The following is a 15185-nucleotide window of genomic DNA, read 5'->3' as shown; positions in this document are numbered from 1 at the left end:
ACCTCTCTATTAGGAGAGGTTTTTTTGTAAGATCATTTCCGAATAAGGCAAGATAGTCTTATAACCCTTGTTATTGAAATATCTTTTTAAATAGGCTTCGCTTCCTGTGGCCAATAGAAAATCTCCACCCCAGGCTCCTAAACTTTTTACTACGCCCTGGTAGTCTTTAAATAATTTTTCTTTTACTGGTTTTGTCTGTAATACTGAGGCGATAAGTAACTCGTGCTCCTGGAGAAGAGATTCAAAAAGGGACAGTTCCCTGCAGCTGAGCAGAGAATTCGTTATCTGGTCGACGTTAGTTATAAGGCTATGCGTGTTTTTTAATCTATTTCTATAAGTCTTAATGCCTTCTCTACTATTTTGCTTTTGGTTGAGATATACAAAGAACAATTTATTTTTAAAGGGTGGATCAAAGTCTACTTTTTCTACTTTGGGTGTTTCATTCTCTAGTCTATAGGTTATAGGAAGGTTTGAACCAGCACAGGCAATATCATAACCACTGCCTCCAAGGGTGTTTATAGACAGAAGGAAGGGGTCTACCCCTGCCCAGGACGCGATATTGTTGATTAGGGTAGACGAGCTCCCTAGTCCCCAGTCCTTTGGAAAATCTAAAACAGTAGAGACCTTGTATCCCTCGTTTTGAAGAAAGTGAGGGTTTAGTTTTTTTGCCTCACCCAAAATTTGTAGCAAAATAGCTCCAATAGTATCCCCTTTGGTTTTGAAATAATGCCCTTGATTGTGCATTAATTCGTCTGCGGAGAAAACTGCCATATTGAGGGTTAAGGAATACCAAAGCTTGGCCTTATCATCTATACTTTCCCAATGTAACTCGGGGGAGTTATTTGGGGAAACTATTAAGGATTGTCCAAAAGAAGTAGGCAGAGCCAGGCCCATTGCACCGTCTAGGATTGCATATTCTCCACTAAGAAGTAATTTGCCATTACTGTAATACACCTTCTTCATAAATTCTCTCTCAGTTTATCAAGCGCCTCGACTACCGCACTATGGGTAGCCGTATTATTCTTGAAATAGGATACCAAGGTAGTTTTCTCCTCCTTCGTCGCTTTCATCTGATTTAGAATGTTTAAAAGATGCATTTTCATATGCCCTTCCTGAATTCCTGTAGTAACCAAGGAGCTCAATGCTGCAAAGTTCTGCGCTAAACCTGCCACAGCAACAATTTCCATGAGTTGTTTTGCGGAGGGGTATTGTAAAACTTCATGGGCTAGTTGTACCATTGGATGTAAGCTGGTAAGTCCGCCAACAGTGCCTAATGCCAAGGGAATTTCTATCCAAAACCTGAAAACTCCATCTTCGATGCTCGCATTGGTTAAACTTTTGTAGCCTCCATCTTTTGCAGCGAAAGCATGAACCCCGGCTTCTACAGCTCTAAAGTCGTTTCCAGTGGCAAGTATAACCGCGTCTACCCCATTCATTATTCCCTTGTTATGGGTTACTGCTCTATGTGGTTCTACATTGGCGATGCCAACAGCTTGTACTATTTTTTCTGCGCATTTTTCAGGAGGAATTGTAGTGTCTAGAGATAAATCAGAGACCAAACAACTAACTTCTGCCCGGACCAGACAGTTAGGTACATAATTAGACAAGATACTCATTACAATCTCTAATTTTTCACCTTCTTTGAGAAAGCCATCCCTGTCTGCCTTAGCTTTTAAGGTGGTCGCAAACTGTTCCAGACAAGAATTTATAAAGTTGGCTCCCATGGCATCGAGAGTCTCAAAGGTGCAGTGAAGTTGGTAATAGTTGGGAAGAAGATCTGTTTTGTCCTTTATTTCAATACTGGATATTCCCCCACCGCGAGCTTCCATTTTTTCGGTGATAGACTTGGCTTCTGCATAGAAACTAGGCCTAATCTTTCCTATAAAACGAAAGAGGTTTTCTGAGTTCCCCGTATAAATAAAATGCACCTGCCCAACCTTTTCTGTGCCTATTACTTCCGCTTTAAAACCCCCTCTGTCTAACCAGAATTTGGCCGCCTTACTTGCTGCAGCTACTACGGAACTTTCTTCTATAGCCATAGGGATGGCGTAAATTCTTTCATTTATTAGGAAATTGGGAGCTATTCCAAAAGGGAGGTAATAATTACTTATGGTATTTTCTATAAACTCGTCGTGTAGCTGCTGCAATTTTGGATCATTATTCCAATATTGCCTTAAAATATCTTTTGTATTCTGCACATTTTCAGTGTAGTTTTCTCCTATCCATGCAATTTTCTGTTCTTTAGAAAGTTTGGAGAAACCTTTGATTGGTTGGGTCATAGAAATCCAATTTAGTCTTTGCAAAGATAAGGATTAGCAAGAAACGACTTGGCTAAGTAAAGCTTATTTGACTATTCTTTTACCTTTAAGATTTTGTGATGTTTCCTATTTATATCGTAAAAATATTAGTAAACTTGGAGGTTAATAAGGATATTTTTATAAAGTATGAAGAAGATATTTATTTTTCTGTTTTTTGGATTGTGTTTTGTGAGTTCTGGACTGGCTCAGTTAAAACAAATTGGACTAGAAGAAGTATGGGCCGGAAATTTTCAGGAAGAAGTATTGGAGTCTTTTAATTCGATGAATAATGGAGAGCAATATACCCTATTGAACTCTAATTCATCAAGCCAAATCAGCGCTATTGAAAAGTTTAATTATAAAAGCCTCGAAAAGGTTGAAACTGTAGTTAGCTCAGAGGATAATATGGCCATTCCTTATTTTACTACCTATGAATTTAGTAAGGATGAAACAAAAATTCTACTGGGAACTGAAATAGAAAGTATTTATCGCAGATCTACCAAAGGGGTATACTACGTATTAGACTTAGTAAGCCGGCAAGTCTCTCAGGTATCTGAGGAAAAGATTCAGGAACCTGCATTCTCGCCAGATGGTAATAAGATTGCTTATGCCCAAGAGAATAATCTATATGTCTATGATTTAAAAAGCTCGATAACGGTCACATTAACCACTGATGGCATCAAGAATAGTATCATTAATGGGATAGCGGATTGGGTGTATGAAGAAGAGTTCTATTTGGTCAGAGCTTTTCAATGGAATGCCGATGGCACCAAACTTGCCTACCTCCGTTTTGATGAAACTTCCGTCCCTGTTTTTTCCATGGATATTTACGGTTCCAATTTATATCCTTCACAGTCGGTGTTTAAATATCCCAAGGCGGGTGAGGAAAATGCCAAAGTATCCTTACATATTTATGACCTATCCTCCACAGATATCGTGGACATTGCCCTAAACGATCCTTATTATATACCTAGAATACAGTGGCGAAATAACCCTCAAGATCTTAGTTTTCAGACTGTCAACAGGCGTCAAAATGATCTAAAGCTTTGGTCGTATAATACTAGTAGCAAGAAATTATCACTTCTTCATAATGAAAAAGATAAGGCATATGTAAAAGTAAAGGACGACCTTACTTTTCTACCAGATGATCGCTTTATTTGGTCTAGCGAAAAAGACGGGTTTAACCATTTGTATTTACATTCTCAGGAAGGGAAACCCCTGAGTCAAATTACCATGGGACCCTGGGAAGTAACTAAATACTACGGTTTCAATCGTAAGAAAAATATGGTATACTACCAGTCTACAGAAAATGGCTCTATTAATAGAGATGTCTATTCAATTAATTTAAAAGGGAAGAATAAAGAACGTTTAACTTCCAGAACGGGCACTAATTCTGGAGAATTCAGCACAGATTTCACCTATTTTATTAACAGTTATTCCTCGGCGGCAACACCACCGCTAATAAGTCTAATAGATACTTCCACAGGCGAAGAGCTCAAAGTATTAGTAAACAATGGCCTGTTAAAATCAAAACTCTTGTCGTACGATTTACCAGAAAAAGAGTTTTCTACCATAAATATAAATGGTGAAGATCTAAATATGTGGATGATAAAACCTTCCAACTTTGACCCATCCAAGAAATATCCCTTGTTTATGACACAGTATAGCGGACCAGGATCGCAGAGGGTTGCAAACAAATGGAATGGAAATAATGATTATTGGTTTCAGATGCTGGCTTCTAATGACTATATTGTGGTCTGTGTAGACGGCAGGGGTACGGGTTTCAAAGGACGCGATTTTAAGAAGCTAACGTATAAAGAATTGGGAAAATATGAAGTGGAAGATCAAATAGCTGCTGCGGAGGAGTTGAGTAAATTACCTTATATCGATGAGACTAGAACAGGAATTTGGGGTTGGAGTTATGGAGGTTTTATGTCTACGAACTGTTTATTAAAGGGGAATGATGTCTTTGAAATGGCCATTGCTGTTGCTCCGGTTACAAGTTGGCGTTTTTATGATACCATTTATACGGAAAGATTTATGCAAACCCCACAAGAAAACCCCGGGGGATATGATGATAACTCTCCTTTGAGTTATCCCGAATTATTGAAGGGAAAGTATTTATTAGTGCATGGTTCTGGAGATGATAATGTACATGTTCAAAACACCATGCGTATGGTAGAAGCTTTAATTCAGGCAAATAAGGATTTTGAATGGGCTATTTACCCTGATAAGAACCATGGGATTTATTCCGGTAACACCCGTTTGCATCTTTATACCAAAATGACAAACTTTATTAAATCTAACTTATAACTAAACCAACTAAAATATGTCAGACCTAAGCAGTAAACCAGCACATCAAAAGGAGCTTTTTGGGCAGCCAGTAGGCCTTTATGTCCTTTTTATGACAGAAATGTGGGAACGTTTCTCTTATTATGGTATGCGCGCCATATTAGTTCTTTACTTAGTAACACAGACTACAGACTTAAATCCAGGATTGGGATGGACAAATGGGGAGGCACTCGCACTTTATGGTTGGTACACGATGTTAGTTTATGTTGCATCCATCCCCGGTGGGATTATCGCGGATAGGTTTCTGGGCCAGAAGAAATCAGTTATTCTGGGTGCAATTTTATTGGTAATCGGCCATAGTGTGTTAGCTATAGAACAAATGTGGGCATTTTATACGGGCTTGGGTTTTATTATCGCCGGAGTTGGAATGCTAAAGCCCAATATTTCAACAATGGTGGGAGGACTATATAAGAAAGGAGATATAAGAAGGGATAAGGGATTTACTATTTTTTATATAGGAATTAATGTTGGAGCCTTTCTATCTAGTTTGATCGTTGGCTATGTGGGCGAAGTATATGGTTGGCACTATGGTTTTGGCCTGGCAGGTATCTGTATGCTTTTTGGTCTAATACAATTCGTTTATGGTCAAAAATACCTTAAGGGAGTTGGGGAGTATTTAGGGAAGTCCGATAAATTAGAAGATAGAGAAGCCTTGAAAAGACCTCTTACCAAGATTGAAAAAGACAGAGTAATAGTCTTGATTTTATCTTTCTTAATGGTAATTGTCTTTTTTGGTGCCTTTGAACAAGCCGGAGGACTGATGAATATTTATGCAAAGGATTATACCAATAGAATGCTTTTGGGGTGGGAAGTTCCAGCCTCTTGGTTTCAATCATTAAATGCCTTTTTTATTATAACCCTTGGTACTGTTGTTGCTGCTTATTGGGCCAATAGAAAACTGAAGGGGAAGGAAGCTTCTTCCTTGTTTAAAATGATAATAGGGTTGATTATTATGGGTACTGGGTTTCTCTTTATGACTGCTGCCACTGCGGAATATCAGGCAACAGGTTCTTCTGCTATGTATTGGTTAGTATTAGCATATCTTTTTCATACCGTTGGTGAGTTAAGTCTTTCACCTGTTTCTTTGAGCTTTGTGACCAAATTGGCACCAGCTAAGTATGCCTCTTTAATGATGGGACTTTATTTTGCCACAACAGGCCTAGGTAATAAGCTAGCTGGTTTGTTGGGGGAGTCGGCTTCCCAGTATGGCGAATATACTGTGTTTACAGGTATCGCCGTTTTCTGTATATTTTTCGGACTACTTATCTGGCTTTTTATTAAAAAGCTCAAGGCCCTTACTCATGGCGCAGAAGATAATGAACGTGTGATGGTCGCTGGAGATGAAATTATTGAGTAAGACGACGGTCCTTAAACATTGTTTAAATTGACTTTTCAGAAATCAAATAAACTTTTTTTACCATGAATACGGATATAGAGAATTTGTTCAAGGACAGGGTATTAGGTCACCCCGCGGGTTTAATGGTTTTGTTTTTTACCGAGATGTGGGAACGCTTTTCCTTTTATGGCATGCGTATTTTGCTTATACTTTTTTTGACTGCTCCAATTATAAGTGATAATCCGGGATGGGAATGGCCTAGAGAAAATGCTCTAGCTCTTATTGGCACCTATGCTTCACTCCTATATCTAACTCCCATTATTGGTGGCTACGTTGCGGATAGGATAACAGGTTATAGACTGGCTGTAGTATTAGGTTGTATTATTATGACCTTAGGGCATGCCGCCATGGCTTTGGAAACTACCGTTTCTTTTTACATGGGACTTGCTCTTCTGGTTATAGGGACTGGTTTCTTTAAACCAAATATTACCTCTATTATTTCGGAAATGTATAAGGGAAAGGAGTCAAAAAAAGACGGGGCCTACACCATTTTTTATATGGGAGTAAATGCCGGAGCCTTTTTTGGCATGATGCTTTGTGGATACTTAGCGGAAAATTACGGCTGGTCCTATGGTTTTGGTTTAGCTGGTATTTTTATGTTTTTAGGGATGCTTCAGTTTCTTTTGGCAAAAAATTTATTTGGGGAAATAGGAGGGAAGCCTACAAACATTTCCATAGATAAGAAAGCGAATAAAGAAAGTACAAAACAAGAAGAGCATGCGCAATTAGAAAAGTTAAATCCTTTCACTGCGGTTGATTATATTTTAATAGTTCTATCCTCCTTAGGGGGGCTTATTTACCTTTTTAATGATCCTATTGAGAAGATTAGCGGGTCTCAGATTATTCCTTTTAGTATTTTCGGTTTAAGCGGTTCCAATGGAATTGTATTAATAGCCTTAATTCTTTTCTTAGTTTTAATAGTATCGAGAATTGCTCGATATATTCCTGTTGTGCGAGATAGGATCATAGCAGTGGCAATTTTTGGATTGTTTACGGTTTTCTTTTTCGCAGCTTTTGAACAAGCCCTTGGCTCTATGACACTTTTTGCAAGAGATTATACGAATCGTCAACTAATCGGAACAGCTGCCACTGTGTTTAAAATTGTAGATACTTTGCTAACCACAGTTCCTTTGATAATCATAAGCTGGGTACTCTATCTTTTGGCAAAAAAGACCTACACCAAAATAGGTTGGTCAAACTTGGTGTTAGCTGTGGCATTTGTGGGTATTTGGGCACTGGTTATTCTTCGACTTACGGATAAGTTGTCACAAGAGGGGAATCAAATTGACGCCTCTTGGTTTGGTATCCTTAATTCCTTTTTTATTATCACTCTGGCACCTTTCTTTTCTAGATGGTGGGAAAGTAAATACAATCCAACCGCGGCTATGAAATACGGTATTGGACTCATCTTATTGGGTCTTGGTTTTGCTGTTCTTGCCTATGGGTCTTCCGGTATTGAACCTGGAGCTAGGACGGCCTCTGTAAGTATGATATTTTTAATAATTACCTATCTGCTTCATACCATGGGAGAATTGTGTTTATCTCCTTTAGGCTTGTCTTATTTAAGCAAATTGGTGCCTGCCAGAATGATAGGCTTTATGTTTGGAATCTGGTATTTAGCGATTGCAATTGGGCAAAAAGCCGCAGGTACAGCTGGTGGAATGATCGATAAGATTTCAGAAGAGTATTCCTTGGGGATATTCTTTCTTGTTTTTGCCTTAGTTCCAATAAGCGTAGGTCTCTTATCGGTATTTCTTAATCCAGTATTAAAGAAACTAATGCATGGCGTACGTTAGTCTAAAGAACTAATGGCAAACGCGCCTCTTTCTGCGGTGGCGTAAAAAGTTATATTCTTATTTCTACAGCTTGTTTTCCACCTTTTAACATAAGAGTTGTAATTACTTCCATCAGCAATAACCACTTTGGGCTGTAAACTGTCTAAATACCTGTTGAGGTTTATTTTTGGAGAGTTTGTCAGCAGTAAAAAATGGGTTTTATAGTTTGAATTAATTGGGAAACTGAGATTGTTTAACAAGACTAAATGTTTTCCCTTTAAAATATAGACATTCTTTAATTTTTTAAATCGAAGCTCTTTTAATCGGTCCGAAGTAAGAATGGGATCTAGGAGCCTGAGGTTTACAACGGTATCCGAACTGTAAAGTATTGGTTGCCGCCTCTCTTTTTTTAAAAGTGTTGTTTTTCCCGGGGTATGTAGGATAAGTAGTTCTTGCTCTTTTGACTTATTGAACAAGCTAAGGCTATTCCATACTTGAAATAGTATAATAAAGAGTCCGGTTAGCCGCAGGTAGAAAAAACTTCTTCTGTCATAAAAATGGAAGATGAGAATAATAATTAAATATAAAAGTACCAGACCAAACCCATCCAAGTAGATTCTTTTTAGAATAAAGACTTTTTGTTTTCCGAGCCCTAGAATTATTTCATTCATCGACCAAATAAGAATTTGATAAGATTGTAATAGAACACTGGGAAATAAGTTAAAAGAAGCTAGTATCAACAATAGAAAACCTGTTCCAAGGATTATTCCTAAAAAAGGAATTATGGCAATGTTTACTATAAGAAAATGCACAGGAAATTCATTAAAATAGAAGAGAATTAGTGGAAACACCCCTATTTGTGCTGCTAGGGAAAGCGCTATTAATTGCCAAAGTTTAGTAGTTATAATATATCTGGACTTCCAGATAGGATAGATTTTGGGATAAATCCAGAAAATAGAAACTACGGCTGCATAGCTTAATTGAAAGCCAACCTGAAATAGTAAGAAGGGGTCTAGAAATGCTAATATAAAAAGAATAGAGAGCCCCAAAAAGTTGAAAGAGTTGCGTACGCGTTTTAAATATATGGCATAGGCAACAAATGAAAACATGGAAACTGCTCTAATTACCGAAGGTGTAAATCCACACAAAAAGGCATAGAACCATAGTATTAGAATAATTAAAGCGGTGGTAATAGCATCTCCTTTTTGAAAGTAGGTTAAGGGCGATAAGACAAATTTTAATAAGAGTAATACAATCCCAATATGCAGGCCTGAAACAGCTAATAAATGTAAGGCCCCTGCTTTCTTGTAAGCGTTAAAAGTTTCTTGCTCTATATAATTACGCTCTCCTAGAAGCAGGGCTTTTAGAATCCCACTTTCCCTTTCGTTAAAACATAGTCTGTCGATCGTATGAAGTAAGTTATTTCTTGTGTTTTCTATGTGATATGATGTGGGATTAACGGATTTTAGGTTTATATAAGAATTAGATTTTACGGCAGCTTGATGGTAAACTCCTTTTAGAGCCATGTATTTCTTATAACTAAATTGACCGGGGTTTAAAGGACTATTAATTGCTTCCAATTTTCCCATGAAAAGAATACGGTCACCTATTTCTATGGAGTTGTTAGCTGGATTCCCCTGTATTGTTAACAATATCTTTCCCGTAGATTGGTCATCGGCATAGCGCAATATTTCGGAAATAAAAGTTTGTCTCTGGGATTGAACTTTTAGCTTGCTGTTTATTTTGAGAACAATTTTTTGGTCCTCTAAATGAAGTCTATGACTATAGTGATTTGGATGATTTTTTGGGAGCGATATATTGGTTCTAAGCATGCCAAAACTGAGTCCTGCAAATCCGAAGAGAATAAGAAATAGAAGATTTCCCTTCATGGGATATAATATAGTTTGGAGACCTAAAAAAACTATACTCAGAAGGCAAAGTATAGCAGAGAAGAGGAGGGAAATGTTAAAATGGTAAGCTAGAATAATACCTATGGATAAAAAAATGGTAAGCCTAACCGATATAGAGTCTAATAGATGCATTAAAATGTACCAACTAGCTTTAAAACTAGAAGATCAGAATGCAATTTAAAATCAGCTTTTTAAACACTGCTATAAAGCAAATGAAACCTAAAGTACCCGTGCGGCCTTTACGAAAGAATAATTCCAAAAGCCTTCCTTTAAAGAAGAGACAATCACCCCTCTGGAAGTGGTGGCATGAATAAATTTTATATCAGGTCCATCTACAGCTACCACCAAGCCAACATGGTTTATAGGTTTTCCTTTTTTGGTTTTAAAAAATAAAAGATCTCCCTTGTCTACACTTTTAAGATTAATTCTTTTTGCTTCATTCGCCATCTCACTTGAAACACGCGGAAGGTCGATATTGTGTTCGCCAAAAGAAACATACAGCAAACCGGAGCAATCCATCCCTTTCCTAGTGGTTCCACCGTATTTATATCGTACTCCAGAAAAGCCCATAGCCGTCGCTATAATGTCTTCAGCCGGATAGTTCTCTTTTATTTTAGGAGAAAAATCCGGGCTTTTATGCTTTGAAGGTATGCTATCTGTTTTGGAAGCAGGAACAGACACAGTTGTCTTATTACTGTAGGTGGTTTTCTTTTTTACAACACAACTACCTAGAAGTAGTAGCATAAGAAATGTCAAATACTTTGGGTGCATTTATGTGTGTTAAGACTCTATTTGGGAATTAAAATTAAGCATTTTCTACGATAAGTGCAGCGGTTTTACTGCTGGCACCTTTACCTCCCAGTCTTTTTTCTAATTCATTATAGGCCTCTAATTGCTGTTCTCTTTCCGGACCGCTGAGAATTTTTTCCAACTCTTGTTTCAAATTCTTAGGTGTTAAATCGTTCTGTATTAGTTCTTTGACTACCTCTTTATCCATAATCAAATTCACCAGGGATATATATTTTAGTGTAATTATTCTTTTGGCAATTTGATAAGAGATCCAGTTGCCTTTATAACAAACTACCTGTGGTACTTTGAACAACGCTGTTTCTAAGGTAGCGGTTCCTGAAGTGACCATAGCGGCATGAGCATTGCTCAATAGATCATAGGTAGCATTACTTACTATCTTAACATTGTAATTCTTTGTAAATTCTTTATAAAAAGAAAGGTCTAAACTTGGGGCTGCTGCTATTACAAACTGAAAGTTAGGATAGTTGTCTATAAGTTGTAGCATAACTCCGAGAACCATTTGCACTTCCTGTTTCCTGCTCCCGGGCAACAAGGCGATTATTGGTTTGTTTTTTTCAAGTTGGTTTTCTCGAATAAAGTCTTCAGAAGGCATAATTTTCCGTTGGGCAATAGCATCAATTAAGGGATGTCCTACAAAAGCAACTTTGTACTGATGCTTGTCTTCATAAAATTCTTTTTCAAAGGGAAGAATAACATACATCTGGTCTATATCTCTCTTAATGCTATTAATTCTTCCTTCCCTAGAGGCCCATATTTGGGGCGATATATAATAATTTGTCTTGAAATTTTTCTGCTTTGCCCATTTGGCAATTCTTAAATTAAAACCCGAAAAGTCTATAAACACTATAACATCCGGATTAAACGTTGAAATATCTTCTTTGCAAAAAGCAATATTCTTCCTAATAGAACTTAAGTTTCGCAGTACTTCAACAAAGCCCATAAAGGCCATTTCCTTATAGTGTTTTGCCAGCCTGCCACCTGCTTCTTCCATCATATTTCCTCCCCAGCACCGTATGTCGGCCTGAGGATCTTCTTCTAAAAGAGCTTTAATTAAATTGGATCCATGTAGATCCCCGGAAGCTTCTCCTGCGATGATATAATATTTCATTTTAGAAAATCTTATAGTAGAGAATAATCAAAGCCGTTAGCAAGGTTGCCATTAATACGCCTTTAGCCCGAGCATCTCTTCTTAATTTTAAAAAGCCAAAAAAAGCAATTAGGTTTAAGATGGCTCCCAAAGCTAAAAGACTACCAAGGTGTTCTTGTTCTATAGCCATTTGAAAGGTTTCCGCAATCCCAAAGTCTGAAAACATTAAAACATAAAGTAGTGTGCCAAAAACATTAGCAATTAGACCTACTACAAATCCGATTATAATCTCTTTTTTACTATTCATTTAAATTCCAGCTATTTAAATCCTGAATTACATGATGGGCAGTTAGATCAAACTGTGTGGGGACAACAGAGACAAATCCATTACTGAGTGCCCATTCATCGGTATCTTCCCCTTTGTCTAAAAGCTCAAACTCCCCTGTAAGCCAATAATAGTCTTTTCCCATTGGATTGGTTCTCTTGTCGAACTTTTCTTTCCAGTTGGCTCTTGCCTGTCGACAAATTTTAACTCCCTTAAGTGGTGTATTCGTAACTTTAGGGATATTAACATTAAGTACCACACCCTTGGGCATACCATTAGTCAAAGCCTCTTGAACAATTTGTTTTATTGCTTTTTCGGCGGTCCCAAAGTTAGCTTTCCAAGAATAGTCACAGAGTGAAAACCCTATGGCAGGGATACCTTCAATTCCCGCTTCGATTGCAGCACTCATAGTGCCCGAATATATCACATTAATTGATGCATTAGATCCATGGTTAATTCCACTTACGCATAGATCAGGTTTTCTTGTTAAAAGAACTTGCAGAGCTAGTTTTACGCAGTCTGCCGGTGTTCCGCTACAACTATATTCTTTTGTTTCTGTATTATCAGGGTCTATAATAACCTCTTTGGCGGTAAGGGTACTATCAAGAGTAATGGCATGTCCCATGCCAGACTGCGGACTATCCGGAGCTACTACTACTACGTCCCCAATATCTTTCATATAACTAATAAGAGCTCGCAATCCAGGAGCTGTAATACCATCGTCATTCGTTACAAGAATAAGGGGTTTTTCCATAGGTTATACTTTCTCTAACAAAAATACGTTTTTAATATGTTTATTGAGTTCAAATGGTATGGCTGTTTGTCAGATTTAGGGCAATTTTGTGTAGACCGAAAAATGGGGCAGAATTGTCTGAAAGGTCTTTTAAGACCTTGTAATTAAGCCATTTCATAAGATAATCGCTCAATGGTTTAACATAAAATTAATGTCCTTTGGGTTTTAATTGGCATGGTTTTTTCAGTATCTTAGGGAATTCATTTTATTGGCCTTTCTTGAAACAATCAAGATTCTATAAAAGAATAAGCAAATAGCAGAAAAAAAAATTTATGAAGAAAAATTTGATTTTAGGGTTTTTGGTAATATTAATCGCGGTGGCGTCATGTAGTTTTACCAATAAATCTTTTGAAAATGACGACAAGGATAAACTTCTACTAGACTTAATTACTTATATCCTAGAGCGTGGGCATTATGAGCCAAAAGATATTAATGATGACTTTTCGGTAAATGTTTTTGAGGATTTTATTGATGTCATAGATCCAACAAAAAGATATTTTTTAGAAGACGATATCTTGGAATTTGAGAAGTATAAGTTTCAGATCGACGATCAAATAAAGAACACAGATATTTCTTTTTTTAATTTGGTATACGACAGGCTTCTTTTGCGTATGGAAAATGCTACCGATATATACAAGGAAGTTCTTTCTGAACCTTTTGACTATTCCATCGACGAGTCTATTAATATAGACTATAAAGAACAGAGTTTTGCCGGTTCAAAACAAGATTTAAAAGAGCGATGGAGAAAGCAATTAAAATATGCTACCATCGGGACTTATGATGCTAAATTAAAGAACCAAGATTTAATGCTCGAGGAAGACGAAGAGTACACTTCCCTTCCTAAGGAAGAGCTAGAACTAGAAGCGAGAAAGGAAACGAAAAACACCTTAGATGAATACTTTGACTTTGTAAGTGATTTACAAAGAAAAGACTGGTTTGTATACTACATCAATACAATAGTGGACGAGTTTGATCCGCATACGTATTATTTCGCTCCGGAAGATAAAGAGAAGTTTGATATAAGCATGTCTGGAAAATTTGAAGGGATAGGTGCCAGATTGCAGAAAAAACCTGAGGGAGCGAAAATTGTGGAGATTATTTCTGGAGGTCCCGTATGGAGAGATCAACAGCTAGAAGTTGGAGATGAAATACTTAAAGTAGGCCAAGGTGGAGAAGTGCCCGTGAATATTGTGGGTATGCGCCTAGAGGATGCTATAAAACTAATAAAAGGGCCTAAAGGCACGGTAGTTGATTTGACGGTTAGAAAGGTAGATGGCAGTGTGGAAGAAATTTCTTTAACGAGAGACGTGGTGGAATTGGAAGAAAGTTATGCAAAATCCGCTACAGTAAAGAAAGAAAATAATAAATACGGCATTATTAACTTGCCTAAATTTTATGTAGACTTTGAAGATTACGGAGAGCGAAATGCGGCAACAGATGTAGCTAAAGAAGTAGAGCTATTGAAGGAAGAAGGTATTGAAGGTCTGGTGATAGATTTAAGAGACAATGGCGGAGGTTCCTTAAAGACTGTAGTAGAAATGGCCGGGCTTTTTATTAAAGATGGGCCTGTGGTACAAGTTAGGTCTTCTGGAAAAGAGAAAGATGTTTATGAGGACAAGGACGAAAGAATCCAATGGGATGGTCCTTTGGTTATTCTAGTTAACGAATTATCTGCCTCGGCTTCTGAAATTTTAGCTGCTGCTATGCAAGACTATAAAAGAGCTGTGGTAATCGGGAGTAAGCAGACTTTTGGAAAAGGCACAGTACAAAATGTTATTCCATTAGAGAACATAGTTAGAAGTAATGAGCATGGAGACTTAGGGGCAATTAAACTTACCACTCAAAAATTTTATAGAATTAATGGTGGCTCCACCCAATTGGAAGGAGTAAAAAGTGACGTCGTAGTTCCAGACCGTTATAGCTATATAGATCTTGGAGAAAGAGATCAAAGAAACCCGCTGAGCTGGGATAAAATTTCTCCTGCAGACTACAAGCCTTGGGACGGTTATATAGATTATGAGGCTACGATAGAAAGTAGTACTAAAAGAATGGCTTCTAACCCACAGCTAGCCCTTATTGAGGAAAACGCTAAATGGTTGAAGGAGCAACAAGATACAAATGTGGTATCCCTAAATTTCGATACCTACAAGAAAGAGGAAAAAGCAGATCGTGAGAAGTCTAAGTATTTTAAATCTATCTCGGATTACGATTCACACTTGACTTTCGAATCTTTAAAATATGAAGAGGAATTGTTTACTCAGGATCCTGATTTAAGAGAAAAGAGAAATCGCTGGCACAATGACCTGGCCAAGGATGTATATGTAGAAGAGGCTATTAATGTTCTTCAGGATTTAAAAATTAATAATATTAAGAACGGAAAACTGGCGAGTGTAAAGGGTTAATATTAGAAAAATCCTTGCTGTTATAATACCAAGTTAAA

General features: G+C 37.4%; 11 protein-coding genes. 4 read left to right on the top strand and 7 right to left on the bottom strand.

Features of this window, described 5'->3' with window-relative positions; all coding sequences use genetic code 11:
- Nucleotides 1-9: 9 nt before the first annotated feature.
- A complete protein-coding gene (locus PXG98_RS01035) occupies nt 10-963 on the bottom strand; it encodes a GYDIA family GHMP kinase (RefSeq protein ID WP_276388487.1) in 954 nt (317 codons plus the stop codon).
- On the bottom strand, nt 960-2279 hold the full coding sequence (locus tag PXG98_RS01030; RefSeq protein ID WP_276388485.1) for a hydroxymethylglutaryl-CoA reductase, degradative: 1320 nt from the start codon (nt 2277-2279) through the stop codon (nt 960-962). The genes PXG98_RS01035 and PXG98_RS01030 overlap by 4 nt, the downstream gene beginning before the upstream one ends.
- Before the next feature lie 165 nt (nt 2280-2444).
- Between PXG98_RS01030 and PXG98_RS01025 the strand changes: the two genes are divergently transcribed.
- The 3 genes from PXG98_RS01025 (at nt 2445) to PXG98_RS01015 (ending at nt 7841) form a co-directional block, all read left to right on the top strand.
- Nucleotides 2445-4610, top strand: coding sequence for a S9 family peptidase (locus tag PXG98_RS01025; protein WP_276388483.1), 2166 nt, complete (start codon nt 2445-2447; stop codon nt 4608-4610).
- Nucleotides 4611-4626: 16 nt separating this feature from the next.
- Entirely contained in the window at nt 4627-6006 is a 1380-nt protein-coding gene (locus PXG98_RS01020; protein ID WP_276388482.1) for a peptide MFS transporter, read from the top strand.
- A 62-nt stretch (nt 6007-6068) separates the two neighbouring features.
- Nucleotides 6069-7841, top strand: coding sequence for a peptide MFS transporter (locus tag PXG98_RS01015; protein ID WP_276388480.1), 1773 nt, complete (start codon nt 6069-6071; stop codon nt 7839-7841).
- On the opposite strand, the gene PXG98_RS01010 is transcribed toward PXG98_RS01015, so the two are convergent.
- The 5 genes from PXG98_RS01010 to surE form a co-directional block, all read right to left on the bottom strand.
- Nucleotides 7838-9862, bottom strand: a complete 2025-nt coding sequence (locus tag PXG98_RS01010; RefSeq protein ID WP_276388478.1) for a ComEC/Rec2 family competence protein — start codon at nt 9860-9862, stop codon at nt 7838-7840. The two genes, PXG98_RS01015 and PXG98_RS01010, sit on opposite strands and share 4 nt — an antisense overlap.
- A gap of 87 nt (nt 9863-9949) precedes the next feature.
- Nucleotides 9950-10474 (bottom strand): C40 family peptidase, encoded by a 525-nt coding sequence (locus tag PXG98_RS01005; RefSeq protein ID WP_276388476.1) that lies wholly within the window; start codon nt 10472-10474, stop codon nt 9950-9952.
- A 61-nt stretch (nt 10475-10535) separates the two neighbouring features.
- Nucleotides 10536-11648 carry a lipid-A-disaccharide synthase gene (lpxB, locus tag PXG98_RS01000; protein WP_276388475.1) on the bottom strand — a complete coding sequence of 371 codons (1113 nt, stop codon included), beginning with the start codon at nt 11646-11648 and terminating at the stop codon, nt 10536-10538.
- Between the two features lies 1 nt (nt 11649).
- Entirely contained in the window at nt 11650-11934 is a 285-nt protein-coding gene (locus PXG98_RS00995) for a hypothetical protein (RefSeq protein ID WP_276388474.1), read from the bottom strand.
- Nucleotides 11927-12706 carry a 5'/3'-nucleotidase SurE gene (surE, locus tag PXG98_RS00990; protein WP_276388473.1) on the bottom strand — a complete coding sequence of 260 codons (780 nt, stop codon included), beginning with the start codon at nt 12704-12706 and terminating at the stop codon, nt 11927-11929. Before surE ends, PXG98_RS00995 begins: the two co-directional genes overlap by 8 nt.
- A gap of 311 nt (nt 12707-13017) precedes the next feature.
- Between surE and PXG98_RS00985 the strand changes: the two genes are divergently transcribed.
- On the top strand, nt 13018-15147 hold the full coding sequence (locus tag PXG98_RS00985; protein ID WP_276388471.1) for a carboxy terminal-processing peptidase: 2130 nt from the start codon (nt 13018-13020) through the stop codon (nt 15145-15147).
- Nucleotides 15148-15185 lie beyond the last annotated feature (38 nt).

Origin of the sequence: Eudoraea chungangensis (genome assembly GCF_029360665.1) — a bacterium.
GTDB classification, from domain to species: domain Bacteria; phylum Bacteroidota; class Bacteroidia; order Flavobacteriales; family Flavobacteriaceae; genus Eudoraea; species Eudoraea chungangensis.
Note: the sequence above shows the minus strand (reverse complement) of the source record. Positions and strands in the feature narration are given on the sequence as shown.

Excerpts from the sequence above, each read along its gene's own strand:
- PXG98_RS01035 (WP_276388487.1), bottom strand. The coding sequence starts at position 963 with ATGAAGAAGGTGTATTACAGTAATGGCAAATTACTTCTTAGTGGAGAA.
- PXG98_RS01030 (WP_276388485.1), bottom strand. The coding sequence starts at position 2,279 with ATGACCCAACCAATCAAAGGTTTCTCCAAACTTTCTAAAGAACAGAAA.
- PXG98_RS01025 (WP_276388483.1), top strand. The coding sequence starts at position 2,445 with ATGAAGAAGATATTTATTTTTCTGTTTTTTGGATTGTGTTTTGTGAGT.
- PXG98_RS01020 (WP_276388482.1), top strand. The coding sequence starts at position 4,627 with ATGTCAGACCTAAGCAGTAAACCAGCACATCAAAAGGAGCTTTTTGGG.
- PXG98_RS01015 (WP_276388480.1), top strand. The coding sequence starts at position 6,069 with ATGAATACGGATATAGAGAATTTGTTCAAGGACAGGGTATTAGGTCAC.
- PXG98_RS01010 (WP_276388478.1), bottom strand. The coding sequence starts at position 9,862 with ATGCATCTATTAGACTCTATATCGGTTAGGCTTACCATTTTTTTATCC.
- PXG98_RS01005 (WP_276388476.1), bottom strand. The coding sequence starts at position 10,474 with ATGCTACTACTTCTAGGTAGTTGTGTTGTAAAAAAGAAAACCACCTAC.
- lpxB (WP_276388475.1), bottom strand. The coding sequence starts at position 11,648 with ATGAAATATTATATCATCGCAGGAGAAGCTTCCGGGGATCTACATGGA.
- PXG98_RS00995 (WP_276388474.1), bottom strand. The coding sequence starts at position 11,934 with ATGAATAGTAAAAAAGAGATTATAATCGGATTTGTAGTAGGTCTAATT.
- surE (WP_276388473.1), bottom strand. The coding sequence starts at position 12,706 with ATGGAAAAACCCCTTATTCTTGTAACGAATGACGATGGTATTACAGCT.
- PXG98_RS00985 (WP_276388471.1), top strand. The coding sequence starts at position 13,018 with ATGAAGAAAAATTTGATTTTAGGGTTTTTGGTAATATTAATCGCGGTG.